The 18,409-nt window shown below is 59.3% G+C and carries 16 protein-coding genes; 11 read left to right on the top strand and 5 right to left on the bottom strand.

Translation table 11 applies throughout. The features are described from left to right. Window positions 1-82: 82 nt before the first annotated feature. From DSL70_RS15865 to cydC, 5 genes are all read left to right on the top strand, one after another. Window positions 83-1,669 carry a cytochrome ubiquinol oxidase subunit I gene (locus tag DSL70_RS15865; RefSeq protein WP_119308937.1) on the top strand — a complete coding sequence of 529 codons (1,587 nt, stop codon included), beginning with the start codon at window positions 83-85 and terminating at the stop codon, window positions 1,667-1,669. Window positions 1,670-1,692: 23 nt separating this feature from the next. Then, the gene (gene cydB / locus DSL70_RS15860; RefSeq protein WP_119308936.1) at window positions 1,693-2,850 is read left to right on the top strand and encodes a cytochrome d ubiquinol oxidase subunit II; all 1,158 of its coding nucleotides are present in this window, start codon (window positions 1,693-1,695) and stop codon (window positions 2,848-2,850) included. A 22-nt stretch (window positions 2,851-2,872) separates the two neighbouring features. Further along, window positions 2,873-2,980 (top strand): cytochrome bd-I oxidase subunit CydX, encoded by a 108-nt coding sequence (cydX, locus tag DSL70_RS15855; RefSeq protein WP_119308935.1) that lies wholly within the window; start codon window positions 2,873-2,875, stop codon window positions 2,978-2,980. 95 nt (window positions 2,981-3,075) lie between these two features. Then, entirely contained in the window at window positions 3,076-4,848 is a 1,773-nt protein-coding gene (gene cydD, locus DSL70_RS15850; protein ID WP_119308934.1) for a thiol reductant ABC exporter subunit CydD, read from the top strand. Continuing rightward, window positions 4,841-6,505, top strand: a complete 1,665-nt coding sequence (cydC, locus tag DSL70_RS15845; RefSeq protein ID WP_162916782.1) for a thiol reductant ABC exporter subunit CydC — start codon at window positions 4,841-4,843, stop codon at window positions 6,503-6,505. Before cydD ends, cydC begins: the two co-directional genes overlap by 8 nt. 91 nt (window positions 6,506-6,596) lie before the next feature. On the opposite strand, the gene DSL70_RS15840 is transcribed toward cydC, so the two are convergent. From DSL70_RS15840 to DSL70_RS15825, 4 genes are all read right to left on the bottom strand, one after another. After that, the gene (locus tag DSL70_RS15840; RefSeq protein WP_119308932.1) at window positions 6,597-7,688 is read right to left on the bottom strand and encodes a DUF1513 domain-containing protein; all 1,092 of its coding nucleotides are present in this window, start codon (window positions 7,686-7,688) and stop codon (window positions 6,597-6,599) included. 1 nt (window position 7,689) lies between these two features. Further along, window positions 7,690-8,691 (bottom strand): imelysin family protein, encoded by a 1,002-nt coding sequence (locus DSL70_RS15835; protein WP_119308931.1) that lies wholly within the window; start codon window positions 8,689-8,691, stop codon window positions 7,690-7,692. A 2-nt stretch (window positions 8,692-8,693) separates the two neighbouring features. Further along, window positions 8,694-10,208, bottom strand: coding sequence for a di-heme oxidoreductase family protein (locus tag DSL70_RS15830; RefSeq protein WP_245418239.1), 1,515 nt, complete (start codon window positions 10,206-10,208; stop codon window positions 8,694-8,696). Window positions 10,209-10,287: 79 nt separating this feature from the next. Continuing rightward, complete coding sequence (locus tag DSL70_RS15825; protein WP_119308930.1) at window positions 10,288-11,565, bottom strand: imelysin family protein; 1,278 nt, start codon at window positions 11,563-11,565, stop codon at window positions 10,288-10,290. A 347-nt stretch (window positions 11,566-11,912) separates the two neighbouring features. Between DSL70_RS15825 and DSL70_RS15820 the strand changes: the two genes are divergently transcribed. The 5 genes from DSL70_RS15820 to DSL70_RS15800 all read left to right on the top strand — a co-directional run bounded on the left by DSL70_RS15820 (window position 11,913) and on the right by DSL70_RS15800 (window position 16,320). Then, a complete protein-coding gene (locus tag DSL70_RS15820; RefSeq protein WP_119308929.1) occupies window positions 11,913-12,641 on the top strand; it encodes a VIT1/CCC1 transporter family protein in 729 nt (242 codons plus the stop codon). 140 nt (window positions 12,642-12,781) lie between these two features. Then, a complete protein-coding gene (locus DSL70_RS15815; protein ID WP_162916752.1) occupies window positions 12,782-12,970 on the top strand; it encodes a DUF3329 domain-containing protein in 189 nt (62 codons plus the stop codon). A 174-nt stretch (window positions 12,971-13,144) separates the two neighbouring features. Beyond that, complete coding sequence (locus DSL70_RS15810) at window positions 13,145-14,128, top strand: threonine ammonia-lyase (protein ID WP_119308927.1); 984 nt, start codon at window positions 13,145-13,147, stop codon at window positions 14,126-14,128. A gap of 385 nt (window positions 14,129-14,513) precedes the next feature. Next, window positions 14,514-15,521: a LacI family transcriptional regulator gene (locus DSL70_RS15805; RefSeq protein WP_162916780.1), complete on the top strand. Its 1,008-nt coding sequence runs from the start codon at window positions 14,514-14,516 to the stop codon at window positions 15,519-15,521. An 85-nt stretch (window positions 15,522-15,606) separates the two neighbouring features. Further along, window positions 15,607-16,320 (top strand): HAD family hydrolase, encoded by a 714-nt coding sequence (locus DSL70_RS15800; RefSeq protein ID WP_162916778.1) that lies wholly within the window; start codon window positions 15,607-15,609, stop codon window positions 16,318-16,320. An 84-nt stretch (window positions 16,321-16,404) separates the two neighbouring features. Here DSL70_RS15800 and mntR read toward each other — a convergent pair whose 3' ends face one another. Further along, the gene (mntR, locus tag DSL70_RS15795; protein WP_280955358.1) at window positions 16,405-16,899 is read right to left on the bottom strand and encodes a manganese-binding transcriptional regulator MntR; all 495 of its coding nucleotides are present in this window, start codon (window positions 16,897-16,899) and stop codon (window positions 16,405-16,407) included. A 206-nt stretch (window positions 16,900-17,105) separates the two neighbouring features. On the opposite strand from mntR, the gene DSL70_RS15790 reads away from it, so the two are divergent. Next, window positions 17,106-18,392, top strand: a complete 1,287-nt coding sequence (locus tag DSL70_RS15790) for an Nramp family divalent metal transporter (protein ID WP_119308923.1) — start codon at window positions 17,106-17,108, stop codon at window positions 18,390-18,392. Window positions 18,393-18,409 lie beyond the last annotated feature (17 nt).

Below are 18,409 nucleotides of genomic sequence, written 5' to 3'. Positions count from 1 at the left end.
CGACCACACCGCAGGACCCTGACTGCTACGGGACCAAACTCTTACCTGCCTCTGGGTTGATACAGCATCAAAGAGAGCTGTCATGGAACCTATTTATGGCGATCTGTTCGTCAACCTGTCGCGCTGGCAATTTGCCGCCACCGCGCTCTACCACTTCCTGTTCGTACCCCTGACACTGGGGCTGACCTGGATGCTCGTCATCATGGAGTCGGTCTATGTGATGACCGGCAAGGAAGTCTATAAAGACATGACCAAATTCTGGGGCAAGTTGTTTGGCATCAACTTCGCTCTGGGCGTCACCACGGGCCTGACCATGGAGTTCCAGTTCGGTACCAACTGGTCCTACTATTCCCACTATGTGGGCGACGTGTTCGGTGCGCCTCTGGCCATTGAAGGCCTGATGGCATTCTTCCTTGAATCCACCTTCGTTGGTCTGTTCTTCCTTGGCTGGGACAAGCTTTCCAAGCGCCAGCATCTGGCGGTGACCTTCTTCACGGCCCTTGGCTCCAACCTCTCCGCACTATGGATTCTGGTCGCCAACGGCTGGATGCAGAACCCGGTCGGGTCAGAATTCTCCGCCGAGACCATGCGCATGGAAATGACCAACTTCGCCGAAGTGGTTCTCAACCCGGTTGCGCAGGTCAAGTTCGTTCACACGGTTGCTGCCGGCTATGTCACGGCATCGATCTTCGTGATCGGCATTTCCGCCTGGTATATCCTCAAGGGTCGCGATCTGGCCTTTGCCAAGCGCTCTTTCGCGGTTGCTGCCGGCTTCGGTCTTGCCGCTTCGCTGTCGGTTATCGTGCTGGGTGACGAATCCGGTTACGAACTGGGTGACGTGCAGAAAGTCAAGCTGGCTGCCATCGAGGCCGAGTATCACACCTCCGAAGCACCTGCCGCCTTCAACCTTATCGGCTGGCCGAATGACAAGGAAATGAAGGTCGATTACGGCATCGAGATTCCCTGGGTGATGGGCCTGATCGCAACCCGCTCGTTCGACAAGCAGGTGCTTGGCATTTCCGAGCTCAAGGAACAGCACGAAGTGCGCATCCGCTCGGGCATGATCGCCTATGACTATCTGACCAAGCTGCGCGCTGGCGACAAGTCCGAAGAAACCAAGGCTGCCTTCAATGAACACAAGGCGGATCTGGGCTATGGTCTGCTGCTCAAGCGCTATGTCGACAATCCGATGGAAGCAACCGAGGACATGATCAAGGCCGCCGTCGACGATTCGATCCCGTCCGTGCCATATCTGTTCCTGAGCTTCCGCATCATGGTGGCCTTCGGCTTTGCCATGCTCGCCCTGTTCGCCCTGTCCTTCTACTACACAGCCAAACGGCAGATCGAGGAAAAGCGCTGGCTGCTCAAGCTGCTGGTTCTTGCCATTCCTCTGCCATGGCTTTCGGTTGAGCTGGGTTGGTTTGTTGCCGAATATGGCCGTCAGCCATGGGCAATCGGCGAGGTTCTGCCGACATTCCTGGCTGCATCAAGCCTGACGATCGCCGACCTGATCTTCTCGCTCACCGGCTTCCTTGCCTTCTACACCTTCCTGTTGGTCATCGAAGTGTGGCTGATGTTCAAGTTTGCGCGTCTGGGGCCGAGCTCGCTCCACACCGGTCGCTATTACCATGAACAATCCAAGCCGTCGTCTTTGGCTCCGGCTGAATAAGACCCACTGATAGGAAAAAAGCGATGATTATCGATTATGAAATCCTGAAATTTGCCTGGTGGGCGCTCGTAGGCGTATTGCTCATCGGCTTTGCCATCACCGATGGCATGGATATGGGCGTTGGCACCCTGTTGCCATTCCTTGGCAAGAATGACCCGGAACGCCGCATCATCATCAACACGGTCGGCCCGCACTGGGACGGCAACCAGGTGTGGTTCATCACGGCAGGTGGCGCCATCTTCGCCGCATGGCCTGCAGTCTATGCTGCCGCCTTCTCGGGCTTCTATCTGGCCATGTTGCTGGTGCTGTTTGCCCTGTTCTTCCGGCCTGTCGGCTTCGACTACCGCTCCAAGATCGAGAATCCCGGCTGGCGCAATGCCTGGGACTGGGGTCTGTTCGCCGGTGGCTTCATCCCGTCCCTGATCTTCGGTGTCGCCTTTGGCAACCTGTTGCAAGGTGTGCCGTTCCACCTCGACGAGTTCCTGCGCGTCACCTATGACGCCAAGTTCCTGTGGGCGCTGTTGCCGCTGCTCAATCCGTTTGCCATTCTGGCCGGCCTCGTTTCGGTCGCCATGCTCTCCGGTCATGGCAGCACATGGTTGCAGATGCGCGCTGACGAAGTGGTTGCCGCCCGGGCTCGCCAATATGGCTTCTATGCCGGTATTGCCACGGCCGTTCTGTTCGCCCTTGCCGGTCTGTGGATCTGGGCTGGCAACTTCAACTGGTTCGTCATCGTCAGCCAGCCAGCTTATGATGCCCTGCCGAACCCGCTGGCCAAGGAAGTGGCCCGCGAGGCCGGTGGGCTGTTCAACACCTACAGCACCTATCCGATCGCCATGCTTGCTCCGGCAATCGGCATCCTCTGCCCGCTGCTGATGGCTCTGATGAGCAAGGCTGGCAAGGGTGGTTTTGCCTTCCTGTTCAGTGCATTGGGCATGACCGGCATCATCTCGACCGCAGGGCTTTCGATGTTCCCGTTCGTGATGCCCTCCACCACCGACCCACGCTCTTCGCTGACCGTATGGGATGCGACCTCCAGCCACCTGACCCTGACGGTCATGTTCTGGACCGCCGTCATCTTCGTGCCGATCGTGCTGGCCTACACCCTCTGGTGTTACTGGCGCATGTGGGGTCGGGTCACCATGGACGAAATCGAAGCACGCAGCCATTCGGCTTACTGAGTGAAGGAAAGGAAATCTGACTATGTGGTATTTTGCCTGGATCCTTGGATTGACAGCCGCCCTTTCCGTCGGCGTGATCAATGTCATGTGGTATGAAGCTCAGGACAGTTATGGCGAAAAGGATACTTGATTAGCACCTTTCAACCATTATAAACCTTCTCATGACCGGGTCCGCCCGGTCATGTCATTTGTGGGCCGGTAAAGGCCGAAAAGTCAGGGACCTCCATGTCCACGAAACACATCTCAGCCTTTCTCAAATCCCAGTCATCACGCGCCCGGCGTCCGCTCAATCTGTCGATTGTCCTGTCCTTTGCCGCCGGAATCGTCCTGATCGTCCAGATGGGCGTCATCGCCTTTGTGGTGGATGCCGTGCTGACCGACAAGGCATCGCTGACCGATCTGCTGTTCCTGTTGCCGCCGCTGGTCATCCTGTTTCTTCTGCGCGCCATCCTGTCCTATTTCTCCGAACGGCTGGCGCTGAACGCCGCCATCGATCTCAAGCACAAGCTGCGCAAGGATCTGCTCACCCGGCTGATCGCCAAAGGCCCGATCCTTGAGCGCGGCAGTGAAAACGCTGTGGGGGATCAGGTCACCATGCTGACCGAAGGCATCGAGGCGATGGAGGGCTATTTCGCCCGCTACATGCCTGCGATGGTGATGACGGTGCTGCTGCCCTTTGCCATTCTGGCCGTGACGCTCACCCGCGACTGGCTGTCGGCGATTGTCATGGTGGTCACCGCGCCGCTCATTCCGGTGTTCATGATCCTCATCGGCAAGGGCACCGAGAAGCTCAATCAGAAACAATGGCGCAAGCTGGCGCGGCTGTCGGCCCATTTCCTCGACATGATCCAGGGCCTGACGACCCTGAAGCTGTTCAACGCTTCGCGCCGGGAAGCGGAAACCGTCTCGCGCATGGCCGAAAGCTATCGCCGCACCACGATGAGTGTGTTGCGCGTGGCCTTCCTGTCTTCACTGGTGCTGGAATTCTTCGCCACCGTTTCGATCGCCATCATCGCCGTGTTGATCGGTTTTCGGCTGCTCTATGGCGACATGACCTTCTTTGACGGCTTCTATGTGCTGTTGCTGGCTCCGGATTTCTATCTGCCGCTGCGCAATATGGGCACCCATTATCACGCCCGCATGGAAGCGGTTGGCGCGGCCGAGGCGATGGTCTCGATCATGGAGATGGACGACGGCACCGCGCAAAAGAGTGCCTCAGCCGAGACGCTTCCCGACCTTGCCGGCGGCATTGCCGTTGAGTTCCGTTCCGTCTGTTTTTCCTATCCCGATGGCAGCCGCGCCCTTGAGGATGTTTCCTTCAAGCTGGACGCAGGCCAGAGTCTGGCGCTGGTCGGGCCGTCCGGCGCGGGCAAGAGCACCATCATCGACCTCATCCTTGGTCTGGCCAGACCTGGCGAAGGGCAGATCCTGATCAACGGTATCGACCTTGCCAGCCTGCCAATCGAAGCCTGGCGGGAACAGCTGGCCTATGTGCCGCAAAAGCCGACGCTGTTTTCGGGGACCATCCTTGATGCCATTCGCTATGGCCAGCCGAACGCCTCCCTTGAGGCGGTGCAAGCGGCGGCCAGACTGGCCGAGGCGCACGATTTCATCGCCGCGCTTGACAAGGGCTACAACCACCAGCTCAACGAAAAGGGCGCAGGCCTTTCGGGTGGTCAGATCCAGCGGATTGCCATTGCCCGCGCCCTGTTGCGCGATGCGCCGCTAGTGTTGCTTGATGAACCGTCAGCCCACCTCGACCGGAACAATGAGGCAAAAATCCAGACCGCCCTGCATGCATTGGAGCAGCGCTCCACCACCATCACCATCGCCCACCGGCTGCACACGATCGAGGAAGCCGACATCATTCTCGTGCTCGAGAAGGGCAAGGTCATGGAGATGGGCTCACATGACGCCCTGATGCAACAGAACGGCGCCTATGCCGCGCTGGTCCGCTCCAATTTCAACGGCACGTCCGGGGAGGCGCACAATGGCTGAGATCAGAAAACTGCTAGGGCTGATGCGCCCATGGACCGGCTGGATCATCCTCGGGGTGTTCCTCTCCCTGATCACGGCACTGGCCAACGTGACGCTGATGGCAATTTCCGGCTGGTTCATTGCCGCAATGGCGCTGGCTGGCCTTGCCGGTGTCACGATGAACTATTTCACACCCGCCGCCATCATCCGCGCCATGGCCATCACCCGCACCGTTGGCCGCTATGCCGAACGGCTGGTGACCCACGAGGCGACCCTCAGACTGGTGGCCGAGCTGCGACGCTGGTTCTATGACCGCATGGAGCCCCTTGCGCCCTCGGGGCTGCAGGACCTCAAGAGCGGCGACATTTTCTCGCGCATCGGGGCAGACATTACGACACTTGAGAATTTCTATCTGCGGGTGCTGGTGCCGAGCCTCGTGGCGGTGATCGCCGTACCGATCTTCTGTGTCTTCGCTGGCTATTTCTCGGTTGCTCTGGCGGTCGCGCTGGTGGTGCTCTATGTCTTCGGCGGCATCCTGACGCCTTGGCTGATCCTGCATTTCGGACGGCAGGCAGCCGCCGCGCAGGTGTTGCAGGCAGCTCAGATGCGATCAACCCTTGTCGAAGGCCAGCAGGCGCTGAGGGAAATGCTCGTCTATGGCCGTGACGGCGATTATCGCCAGATGGTGGAAGCCCAGTCGGAAAGCCTTTGTTCCAGTCAGGTCCGCCTCGCCAAGCTGCAGGCTGCCTCCCAGAGCGCGCTGACGCTGGCAGCGAGCCTTGCCATGTTCGCGGCCCTCTGGCTGATCATTCCGAAAGTCGATGACGGCACTTTCGACGGTCCGATCCTGCCAATGCTGATGCTGTTTGCAATGGCAAGCTTCGAGGTCATCGTGCCGCTGCCCGTTGCCATTCGCGCCTTTGTCGAGACGCAGGTTGCGGCCAAGCGCCTGTTCGGACTGACGGACCAGCCCCCCAGAGGCGCGTCCTTCTGGAGCGAAAATGCAATCTCCGACAAACCCGCCACGACGCCGACACTGGTGCTCGACAACGCCAGCCTCGTCTATGAAGAAGGCAGAAAATCCGCCTTTGATGGCCTCTCCCTCACCGTCGAGCCGGGCGAACGGGTGGCCATCGTCGGACCATCCGGGATTGGCAAATCGAGCATCATCAATGCGCTGGTCGGCTTCTGGCCGCTCTCCGGTGGCCAGATCCTCATCGATGGGCAACCGCACTGCTGCTACAGCGCCGAGAGCCTCAGGGCCCATTTTGCCGTGGCCCCCCAAAAGCCGCATCTGTTCAACTCCACCCTCAAGGGCAACCTGCTGGTGGCCAATCCGGAGGCCAGTGATGCCATGCTCCAAAAGGTGCTGGATCAGGTACAGCTCACCGACTTTGTCGCTTCCGAGCCAGATGGTCTGGAAACCTTCGTCGGCGAGGCTGGTGGCACCCTGTCCGGCGGCCAGATCCGGCGGTTGTCAATTGCCCGCGCCCTTCTCAGCCCAGCCCCTATTCTGGTGCTGGACGAACCGGGCGAAGGGCTTGACCCGCAGATGGAGAGGGAGATTCTCAACCGGATCCTTGATGACGAAACCGGGCGCTCGATCCTGCTGATCACGCACAATGACGCCGCCCTTGAACGCATGGACAAGCAGCTCGTGCTTTCGGAAAGTACCTGAGCCGAGCCTTCCCAATGGCCCAAATGCCCCATACCAGAAAGGCGGCCCGCATCGGCCGCCTTTTGTTTTGCAAGCTTAAAAGCCGCCGGACTCAGCTAATGGGGACGAGATGATTGTCCCACTGATAGCGATGGGTCACGCGCGTCTTGTCCATCTGGGTGCCTGCCATTTCCTCGGAGAAGCAAACGATGCCCATGCCGCTGGTACGTGCCAGCTTGTGGTCACGCACCGCGAGGCCACAGACGTCCTCTTCATGGATCGCGCCGAGAAACTCGCCGGTGTCGCTGTCAAACTGATGCACCACCCCACCCCTTGGTGAGGATGCGGCCAGCAATTTCTGTTCGCTGTCCAGCGCAACGCTGCCGACATAGCCCTTCAGCTCGCGCTGCTCGTCCTCGGGCGCGAGCAGGAGGCGGGGGTCTTCCCCCCTTCGGTGCAGCCCCAGCATCGCCGGGCTGTCAGAGATATCACCCTCCCACTGCATGGCAAAAGCCACCAATCCATCCTCGCCCACGCTCAGATGGCGAATGGAGTTCTTGTGCATGGCATGGGGCAATTCCACCATTTCCAGAAGCTCGCCCTTCAGCGTGACATAGGCAAGGCTTGGCTTCATGGTCGGGATATTGAGCTTTTCACGACCACTGTCAGGGTGGGTTTCGATACCGCCATTGGCGATCACCAGATGCTGCTTGTCGGGCATCAGTTTCACATCATGGGGGCCGACGCCGTGGGAGGCGAACTCGCCGATGCGCTTGTAGCCATGGGCTGCATCCCAGACGCCGATGACCCCTCTGGCGTAATCATAGTCATTCTCGGCGGTGTAGAGCAGGCTACCATCCTCGGAGAAAGCACCATGGCCCTGAAAGTGATGGCCCTTTGGCGAATGCAGCTCGCCTATCGTCTCGCCGGTGCGGCAGTCGAGCGCCAGAGCGAAGTTGCCCGGACGACGCGCAAAGGCCACCGCCTCGGGGCGGTGTGGATGGGCGGCGGCGGCGTGGCCGCGCCCCGGCAGCGCGATCTCGAAAATGGTGCGGCCCTGCTCCGAAATGCCGAACAGGGCGTAGGTGCCATCGGGCTTGCGGGCGGCGGACAGGAAGGCGGGGCTGCCTGCATCGGCCCATGTGACCGACGGGCAGAGGCCAAGGGCGAACAGTCCGGTGAGAAAGGAACGGCGATCAGGCATGTCAGTCTCCATCCAGTGCGTTGAATCCGGCGGTGATGCCCAACCTCGGGGCCAGATATTCCGCCAGAAGATCGTTGGTAAGGGTTATGGCGCCCTGCAACGCCTCCAGGCGGACGCGCCCCTGAACGGTCGCAACGCCAGCAAAGGAGGGGTCATCGATCCCCTCGACAATCCGGATAGCACGGTCAAAGCCCCGATCCACATCGGCATCCTCCTCCGACAGCAGGGACGCCAGTTGCCTGTTGGCTTCAAGCGACAGCAGCACATGGCGCAGGGACCGGCCTGAGCGCCAAGCCTCAGCACGGCTCGGGCGCGGTTTGGAGTAGCTGCCCATCGGACGGCCAAGACGGGTCTGAGCTGTGAATTGCAGCCCGGTTGTGAGAGCCGTATAGAGCTGGCGCACGGCCTCCTCCGGTTCACGATAGGTGTCATTATCCGCCTTGATCATCAACTCGGCATAGCCGCCCTGCCAGTCCTTGAGAATGGCGGCTGCGTTCTCGGCCATGTCCTTGGCCATGACAGTCAGCAGGGCACAGCGGTTAGCTGCCGGATTGCCGGTGAATGCATCGTCATAGAGCAGGAATTCCATGGGATAGAAGCCACGCGCCGCAATCGACACAGTCCTGAACTTCTCCGCGTCATGAATGACCGGATCATCGTCCCGCAAAAGGCTGGCCAATGTCTTGGGGGTGAAGCCGCGGGTATCCGGCCAGAAGGCCAGAGCAAAGGCTCGGTTTTTTTGCTCCGACGGGCCGAAGCGCAGATGACTGACCATCATCCAGGCGTCAAAGGCCTTGTTGTAGGCCCCTTTCACGGCTTCCGGGTCACGGCCACAGCTTGCCGGAACCACATCGGCGAGGGTCGCCGTTGTGGCCGCCAGGCGCTCATAGCCCGGCAGGATATGCTGATGAACAACCTTCGGGATGATCGCGGCGATATCGGCCTCGCCAGCCAGAACCGGTGATGACAGAAGGCAGAAAAGAACAAGGCAATATTTCCACATGGTTACAAGCTTTCCAGAAATGAAATCAATGCGGCGCGGTCGTCAGGCGGCATGGTGATAACAGCATCCCGCTGCGCTTCGGCTTCGCCACCGTGCCAAAGCACCGCTTCGAGCAGGGACCGCGCCCGGCCGTCGTGAAGAAAGAAGCTATGGCCAGACACCTGCTCCGTCAGCCCGATGCCCCAGAGCGGCGGAGTTCGCCATTCCCGCCCAGTAGCTCGGGCTTCGGGCTGACCATCGGCAAGCCCGTCTCCCATATCATGCAACAGAAGATCAGTATAAGGCCATATGAGCTGGAAACCCAGCTCCGGCTCATCCTCAAGGCGGTGGGTGACATAGGCAGGCCGGTGGCAGCCAGCGCAGCCGACCGTGTGAAACAGCTCTTTGCCGCGCAGCACGGTCTTGTCGTCAACGGTGCGGCGAGCCGGTACGCCCAAATGGCGGCTATAGAAAGTGACGAGGTCAAGTCCGGTCTGGTCGACCTCGGTGCCGCGCGCATCTCCATCGCCATGCGGCGCTGCGCGACAGTCGCTCTGGCTTGCCGTGCAGTCACCCCATGCCTCCGGAAACAGCGGATTGGAGAGGCCAATATCACGGAAGAAGGCCGCGGCAGACTGTTCCTCGACAGTGGGACGCCCCGCCTTGAGGCCAAAGCGGCCAAGCATCGGCATCTGGTAGCGCTCGGACCAGACGACGTTGGGGCGGCCCGAGATGCCATCGCCATCGGCGTCATCCGGGTCAGCTCCGGCAAGGATATCCTGCGCCGGAATGGCCTCCAGCAAGCCAAGCCCTATCATCTGCGGCGCGATGCGCGGGCTGAGCGTGGCATCGGGATGCAGAGGACCATAGGCAAGGTCAGTCGTCCGGTAGGTCGGCTTCCGCAAAGAAGCAGCCTCACCCCCGGCAAGCGCCACCGGAATTTCCTCATAATCGATTTGCAGACGGTACTCGGCAGGAAGTCCAGCAAGCGCAAAATCCTGCAACTGGCCGCCATAGGTGGGATCGGGCATGGTGCCGTGATAGCCCTCGATCCGCTTTGCCAGCGGGTCGGCGGCATCAGGCACGGCGACGCGCAGGAACAGCGACACAGCGCTGTCAGCATTGTCCTCTGGCGGGTGGCCGCGCCCGTCGTTGACATGACAACGCATGCAGGAGCGGGCATTGTAGAGCGGGCCCAATCCGTCGGATGCCTTTGTCGATGAGGGCGACGACACCCAGAGCTTTTCGAACATCGCCTTGCCGAGTTCGAAGTCCAGCTCGCTTTCAAGTCCCATGTTGGCCGTGGGTTTCGAGAAGGCATCCGCGTCCTTGCGAACCCGGACCGTCGCTGCACCAGCCGAAAGGGCTTCAAACTGTTGCGGGGCGGTGAAATCTTTAGGTGGGGCCGTGACAATCGCGATCCGGCTTGCCTCAGCCTCCGTGCGCGGCACGATGCGCAGATGCGGCTCATCAAGCGGCCCGGCCATGGCTGGCAAGGCTGCAATGAGAGGCAGAAGGGGCAGGACGGGACGGATCATGAGGGCAGCTTCCGGCATTTTGGCAAACGCAAAAAGCGCAGCTCATCAAGCTGCGCTTTCTGTTTTCAATTGAGATGACCTATTCGAAAACGGCTGTTGGATTGTCGAGACTGTCGGAGCCTTCGAACTCGATGTCATGCAGGTTCAGGGCCGAGACAACGCGTTCGATGGACTTGGTCTGGTCGACCAGAGCATTGACGCCGCCCATGATCAGCGCTTCGCCACCCTTGTTGCCGCGGGCCAGCATCTGGTCGTAAGAGAAGCCGGATTCGGCGGCTGACTTGATGGCACCAAGCTTGAGCATCGTGGTGTTGAGCTTGCCGGTCAGTTCGGCATCAAGATCCTTGTCCGCTGCTGCGACCAGATCGGACAGGGACGGGCCGGAAACACGGGAGCCATCAATCCGCACATACTCGCCGACATAGGCATTGCGAATGCCAAGGCCGTCATAATAGTGGCTGTTGTGGGTGTTGTCGGAGAAGCAATCGTGCTCTTCTTCCGGATCATTGAGCATCAGGCCAAGACGCATGCGTTCGCCGGCCTGTTCGCCATAGGACAGGGAGCCCATGCCGGTGACAATGGTGACAATGCCGGCATTCTCGTCAGCCAGCACGGCCGCGCGGGCATCGCCTCCCGGCTGCCACTGCTTGGCCATCCAGCCAAGATCGGACACCAGAAGATCGGTTGCCGCTGTCAGATAGGCGCCGCGACGATCACAATGACCATTGGTACAGGCCTCGCCCTTGGCATAGTCGGTCCATGCACGCTCCCCGGCACCATGATCAGTGCCATTCAGATCCTGCCCCCACAGCAGGAATTCGATGGCGTGGTAGCCGGTGGCGACGTTGGCCTCGATGCCGTCGGCTTCATGCAGGGTTTCCGACAGCAATTCGGGCGTGATGGCGGTAGCGTCGATCTCCTTGCCCGACAGGGTAAAGGTCGGGTTGGCGACAACATTGAGCGCCGCATATTCGTTTTCGTCGCTCGGGCCACCATAAGAGGCATCGACATAGTCGATCAAGCCCTCATCCAGCGGCCAGGCGTTGACCTTGCCTTCCCAGTCATCAACAATGGCGTTGCCGAAACGATAGACCTCGGTCTGCTGATAGGGCACGCGAGCAGCGAGCCAAGCGGCGCGCGCCGCCGTCAGGGTGTCTGCCGATGGCGTTGCGATCAGTGCGCCCACCGCCTTCTGCAGGGTTACGGCAGCCGTGAGGCTGTCTTCATATTTTGCCTGAGCAATGGTGGCATAGGTTTCAAGAACAGCCTTCTTGCTCACCGGCTCCGCAGCAGCAGCGACTGCGCTGGCACCAAGCAAACAGGCGACAGAATATCCAAGCAATAGATTCATTTTCATCGAATTGTCTTCCCCAATTCCATTTGTATCCCAACGAGGCCCGGGCGGCTGGCGTCAGACTGCCACCCATGGACCATGCAAATGGACGCCGCGAGCCGGTGTTGCCCCGACTTCCCAACGTGCGTCCGCTCTCCTTCGCAGGGCTCAAAACCTGAATGAAAAATTCATCTTTGTAAAGTTGATTATGATATTCATAATAAAAACCTGTTGAGAGGGCTTTGTAAAGCCCTGTCACTCTTCAACTTTTTGACTCGCGGACCGGGGAAAGTCGAATTCCCGCCGGTGGCGGATCTATGCTATGGGAAAGGGAAGTCTGATTTCATGCGTATGCAGGGGGAAGCAACACCATGACGATTGACTGGGCACATCATCGCAGGGAAGTCCACAACCTCGGCCAGGTGCAGGATTTTCTCAAACAGCTGGTGTTTGGCGGCAATGACGGCATCGTCACGACATTCGCCATCGTCGCCGGGTTTGCCGGTGCACAGGCGGAAGGCGTCACCCATGTCGGCGCCATTGCCGTTCTGGTGTTCGGGCTGGCCAATCTGTTTGCCGACGCCGTGTCCATGGGGCTTGGCGAATTTCTATCCACCCGCTCCAAGAAAGACCTCTATTTCAAGCAACGTCAGTTCGTTTTCGAGGAATTTGTCAATCATCCCAAGCAGGAATATGCCGAGCTGATCCAGATGATGACCGAGCGTGGCCTGCCCTTGTCCTCGGCCCGCAAGATCGCCGACGAGGTCATGAAGAGCCCGGAGCTGGTTGCCGACCTGATGATGAGCTACGAGCTGGAAATGCATGACATGCGACAGGTATCGCCAGCGCTTGACGGGCTGGTGACATTCCTGTCCTTTGTCACTTTCGGGGTCATCCCGCTGGTTCCCTATCTGATGCTCCCTCCAACAGACACCACTTTCCTGCTGTCCGTTCTGTCCACTTTTCTGGCGCTCGTCGGACTGGGGCTTCTGCGCTGGTGGTCAACGCGGGAAAAGGTCTCGCGCTGCGTTGGCGAGACGATCCTCGTCGGCGGGGCCTGTGCGCTTGTCGCTTTCGCAGTCGGTGCCATTGTCGGCTGAAGGCCGGGAATGGGGCCGGGAATGGGGATGGGAGCTGACTGACTTCTGGCCTTTGCTGGCAAAAAGCGATAGACAGAAGTGTCAGCGCGCAAGAAATGCGCATTGCGAGGGAGGCCAATTTGTTCGACACATCACACCCAATGCTCAGACCCCTATGGGTCCGCCTGCTCATCTGTGGCGTCACCCTGCTCTGGGGATGCTTTGAATTGTTCATGGGCAGCGTCACCTGGGCGGTCATCTTTGGCGTCGTCGGACTGATCTGCGTCTATCATCTGCTGATCGACTATGTGCCGCCTGAAGAGCGCCCCGACAACAAGCGCCCGTCCTGAAAGATCGATCTGCCCCAGAGAGCATAACGCGGAGCTGTGATCCCTGCCATTTCCGATCTGGCAAATTGCGCAAGGCAGTCTATAGTGATGGCATTTCCCGCCAGTGGACACGCGCGTTCCTCCTGTGACCGCCGATGGTCCATATTTCAAGACTGCACCACGCAAGAGTGACCAATGACGACAGATCCAGCCATTTCATTTGACGATATTCTCAAAGCAGCCCAGCGCCTTGCCGGCCATGCGGTCCGGACGCCCCTACTGGAAAACAGCACACTCAGCGACAAGCTGGGCAGACGGGTTCTGATCAAGTTCGAAGGCGCCCAGCATACTGGGTCTTTCAAGTTTCGCGGCGCGTTCAACCGCATTTCCGTGATCGAACCGTCCGCCCGCGCTGCCGGTGTGGTGGCCTGGTCTTCCGGCAACCACGCTCAGGGCATCGCGGCAGCTGCCAGCATGAATGGCATTCCGGCAACCATAGTGATGCCGAGTGACGCCCCCAAGATCAAGGTCAACAACACCCGCGCCCTTGGTGCTGACATCATTTTCTATGACCGTTACACCGAATCCCGCGAAGAGATTGCCATGGCGCTCGTCAACGAACGGGGAGCCATTCTGGTGCCGTCCTATGACGATCCCTATATCATCGCCGGTCAGGGCACCGTGGGGCTGGAAATTCTGCAGCAAGCTGAAGAGATCGGTGCCGAGGTCGGGGCAGCCATTGCCCCTTGCGGTGGTGGCGGCCTTATTTCCGGTCTCGCAACTGCGATCAAGACACAAAAGCCGGACGCTCTTGTCTATGCGGCGGAACCGGTCGGGTTCGACACCACCGGACGCTCGCTTGCCAGTGAGACTCTGGCCAAGAATGACCCGGACGCCCGTTCGATCTGCGATGCCCTGCAGTCGCCCTACCCGGGATCGATGACCCTGCCGATCAACAAGCACCTGCTGGCGGGCGGGTTGGCCGTGAGCGACGAGGAAGTCCGAACGGCGGTGCGGTTTGCCTTCGAGAAGCTGAAGCTAGTGGCCGAGCCGGGCGGTTCTGCCGGATTGGCTGCAGCCCTTGCAGGCAAGATCCCCGCCAACGACGGCGCTCTGGCAATCGTCATCTCCGGTGCCAACGTCGACCCGGACCTCTATTGCGACATCCTGTCCAACTAAGCCAGTCGCAGTCCTAATAATGCCGCTCAAGTCGGCCCTATACAACCATCCCCTCGGCCAGACACCTGCCCCGAGGGGATTTTGCGTTGGTCGCAAGTCATCATCGGCCTCATGACCATTCAGAACATAGCTGGCGCGAAGTATTATTGCCGTGTGGGCGTAAACTGTAATCGTTCTATCCCGATATTTGCCCGTCGAGGGACAGGCAAAGGAAACGTTACCTGAAGTAAAAGCCCCAATCCTGCCATCTTTTTTGCCACTCCTTGCGCCTCTGAGGATGTCATCTTGGCAAGATCTCGCTTTTTCTTGGGAAACATCATCGTCGTCCCTATTGCGAATAGACAAAAGTTGGCAATATAACCTCACCAAGCCCAAGGTGTTGATGATGCCCTTTAAAAGACCGACCCTTAAGACCATTTCCGAGTTGAGCGGCTTCGCTGTCACGACAGTTTCCCGTGCACTCAATGACGGGCCAGAGATTGGTGCCGAGACGAAGGAAAAGGTCAAGAAGATAGCCGAGGAAATCGGCTATGTCCGCAATCGCTCGGGGTTGGGGCTGGTCACAGGACGGACCAACGTCATCTCTCTGGTGCTGTCGGCAGATCATGACGTGATCGATGACCACACCGGTCGGCTCATATCGGCGATCGCGCACAGTCTTTCGGGCTCCATCTACCACATGAATATCGTGACCTTTTCCTCCGATGCCGACCGACTGGCGGTTATCCGTCATGTGGTGGAAACCCGGGCCGCAGACGCCATCATCCTCAATCAGACCAAACCGGAAGATGAGCGCATCGCCTATCTGATGGAGCGCAGTTTCCCCTTTGCCGCCTATGGCCGCACCAACTGGCAGGCGCAGCATCGCTATTTCGATTTCGATACCGAGGCCTTCGGGGAAATGGCTGTTCGGCGCCTTTATGAGAAGGGGCGCCGCCATTTTCTGGTTGTCTCGCCACCTGCCGATCTCAGTTACAGCCAGCATCTGATTGCCGGTCTGGAGCGGGTCCACAAGGATCACGATTACACTCTGGAGGTGCTTGAAGGCGCAACCAGCCACGACACCGGCGAAGTGTTGCTGCGCACCCTGCTTGACCGGCTTCAAAGCGCCGAGCCGGTTGATGCGATCATCGCTCCGTCGACGGCGACCGCCGTGTTGTCCCTTGCCGCCATCGAACAGAGCGGCAAACGGCTCGGCACCGACATCGACGTGTTTGCCAAGGAGGCAAGCCCCTATCTGAAATTCATCCGCAGCGAAATTCTCTCCGTCTATCAGGACCTCACCGAAGCTGGTGATTTTCTGGCCAAGGCCGCCGTTCAGGCAATAGAACATCCTGAAAGCCCGCTGATGCAGAGACTGGAGCCAACCACAGAAGACTACAAGAGCCACTAGGCGCCAGCCTTGCCGCGCCCCATCTTTTCAAAGGAAGCCAACTCCATCCCCCTTTCCCGGCTTCCAGACCAAACAGGACATCATCTTGGTTTCTACCCCCGCATCCGGCCTGTTATCCGGTCCTCTTTCCGGTATCAAGGCCGTCATTTTCGATTTCGACGGCGTCATTGTCGACAGTGAACCCATTTCTCTCGGCGAGCTTCAGAACACCTTCCACAAACACGGCATTCCCATGGACTGGAGTACTCTGGTCAAGGACTTCCTGGGCACATCCCCCAAGGACATCGGCCGCTTCATGCAGAAACAGACCGGTGAAGACCTCACCGGCATTTTCCCGGAAGAATGGCATACCCGCGTTCTTGAACGCATCAAGCAGGGCCTGACCACCATCGACGGGGCCAGCGAATTGCTGGACCTGCTCGACGCCAACGGCATCCCCTATTGTCTGGCATCCGGCAGCACGCCCGACAGGCTGCACCTGTCACTGACCAAGATTGGCGAGGACCATCGCTTCGAAGGCCGCTCCTTCAGCACCGACATGGTGCCAAATGGCAAGCCGGCGCCGGATATCTTTATCTATGCCGCAGAAGCGCTGAATGTCGATCCCAAGGACTGCATGGTCGTTGAGGACGGCATTGCCGGAACGGTTGGAGCCAAGGCTGCAGGCGTCGGTCGCATCGTCGGTCTGGTCGGAGGCAGCCATCTGCGCGACCCCGAGCTCAAGGCGCTGCACCGCAAGGCACTGACCGGGGCAGGATCAAACCTGATCATTGAAACGCTGAGAGAGCTGATCGGCTAGAGCCTGACTGCATGGCCGGGGTGTGCGGATCAGCCCCCCGGCTGACAACGGCAGCGAACGAATGAGGACAGCGGGCAGGCGACGTCAGTCCTTGCCTTCCTTTGCCTCATTGGCCAGAAACTTGTTGAAGGCCTCGAGTGACCGGTCGGAGACATGATGCTCGATCCCTTCGGCATCAAGCTCGGCCGTTTCCCGCGGCACACCGACCGCCACCAGCAGTTCCACCACCGAGCGATGGCGTGCCCGGACCCGGTTGGCCAGCGCCTCACCTTCGTCCGTCAGAAACACACCGCGATAGGGACGCGAGACCGCAAGGCCTTCGCGCTTGAGACGCGTGATGGCCTTGGTTGCCGTCGGATGGGCAACGCCCATGCGTTCGGCGATGTCTGCAGTGCGCGCTTCGCCCAGATCCCGGATGAGATCCCCGATCATTTCAACATAGTCTTCCATCACCGCACAGGCCTGCGCTTCCCTCGCCCGGATGAAACGAACGCTTTGCTTGGATGGTCGACTGGATGTTTCCGGCATTTTCTTCTTCTTTTTCGGTTTTGTTCGGTTGGCAGACGGCCCTCGATACAGGGCGTGATTCTTTAAAGCCTTGGGTATAGAATGAACCTTCTTTTTTCAATTGGCAAATTGGCCGCAACCCCGATGACGTCTTGAACATGGATATCTTGTTCATTATTTAATGTATAGCCAAGGCTAAATCTTGCATTTTTTTTAGCCTTGGCTATACTTCAGTCATTGAAGAAGAAAATATTCACCTATTCCTATCGAGACCGTCCATGTTTGCAACTGAACAAACGCAATTGAAAATGAGTGCCGTCCTGTCGGGCGAACGTCGCGGATGGAGCAGCAAACTGCTGTTTGCCGGCCCTGCCATCATTGCGTCCGTCGCCTATATGGATCCGGGCAACTATGCCACCAACATTCAGGCGGGCGCCGGATATGGCTATGGTCTGCTCTGGATCGTGCTGATGGCCAATCTGATTGCCATGCTGTTTCAGGCGCTCTCGGCCCGGCTCGGCATCGTGACGGGCAAGAATCTCGCCGAGCTGTGCCGCGATAATTTCTCCTCGCCGGTTGTCTGGGTCATGTGGGCTGTGAGCGAGATTGCCGCCATGGCAACCGACCTTGCCGAGTTTCTTGGTGGGGCGATCGGGCTGGCGCTGTTGTTCAACATGCCGCTCATTGCTGGCATGGGCGTAACGGCCATCGTGACCTACGGCATTCTGCTGTTCGAGAGCAAGGGCTTCCGGCCGATGGAACTGATCATCGGGGCGATGGTCGGCGTGATCGGCCTGTGCTATCTGACGGAAATCTTCATTGCACCGATTGCCTGGGGCGATGCTGCTACGGGGCTGGTTACGCCTGAGCTGGCAGACGCAGCCGCACTGACGATCGCGGTTGGCATCATCGGTGCGACGGTCATGCCGCATGCCATCTATCTGCACTCCGGCCTGACCCAGTCCCGCGCCGTGATCCGCACGGAATGCGAACGCAAGCGGGTGCTGAAATATTCCAACTGGGAAGTCGTCATCGCGCTGGCCGTTGCCGGGATGGTCAACATGGCCATGGTGATGATGGCCGCCAGTGCCTTCCACAATGGCCATAGCGAAGTGGCCGAAATCGAGACGGCCTATCATACGCTGACCCCGTTGCTGGGTGTGTTTGCAGCCGGTGCCTTTCTGGTCTCGCTGATTGCGTCGGGCATTTCCAGCTCTGTCGTCGGCACGATGGCCGGTCAGATGATCATGCAGGGTTTCCTGCACTTCAGAGTTCCGGTCTGGCTGCGCCGTCTGGTCACCATGGTGCCTGCCTTTGCCGTTGTTGCGATGGGGGTCAATGCGACGCAGGCGCTGGTCGTCAGTCAGGTCATCCTCAGCATCTCGCTGCCAGTTCCGATGATCGCCTTGATCATTTTCACCTCGCGCAAGGACATCATGGGCCCCTATGCTTCGGGCAAGATCATCCGCACCCTTGCCGCGCTTGGTGCCACGGTGGTGCTGGTTCTGAACTTCGTGCTGCTGGCTGACACCTTCGGCATTCCGGTTCCGTTTCTGGCAAGCTGAACCGTCCCAAATCCAGA

It is taken from the genome of Cohaesibacter haloalkalitolerans (assembly GCF_003574655.1).
GTDB classification, from domain to species: Bacteria; Pseudomonadota; Alphaproteobacteria; order Rhizobiales; family Cohaesibacteraceae; genus Cohaesibacter; species Cohaesibacter haloalkalitolerans.
This window is presented reverse-complemented; position numbering and strand designations above follow the sequence as displayed.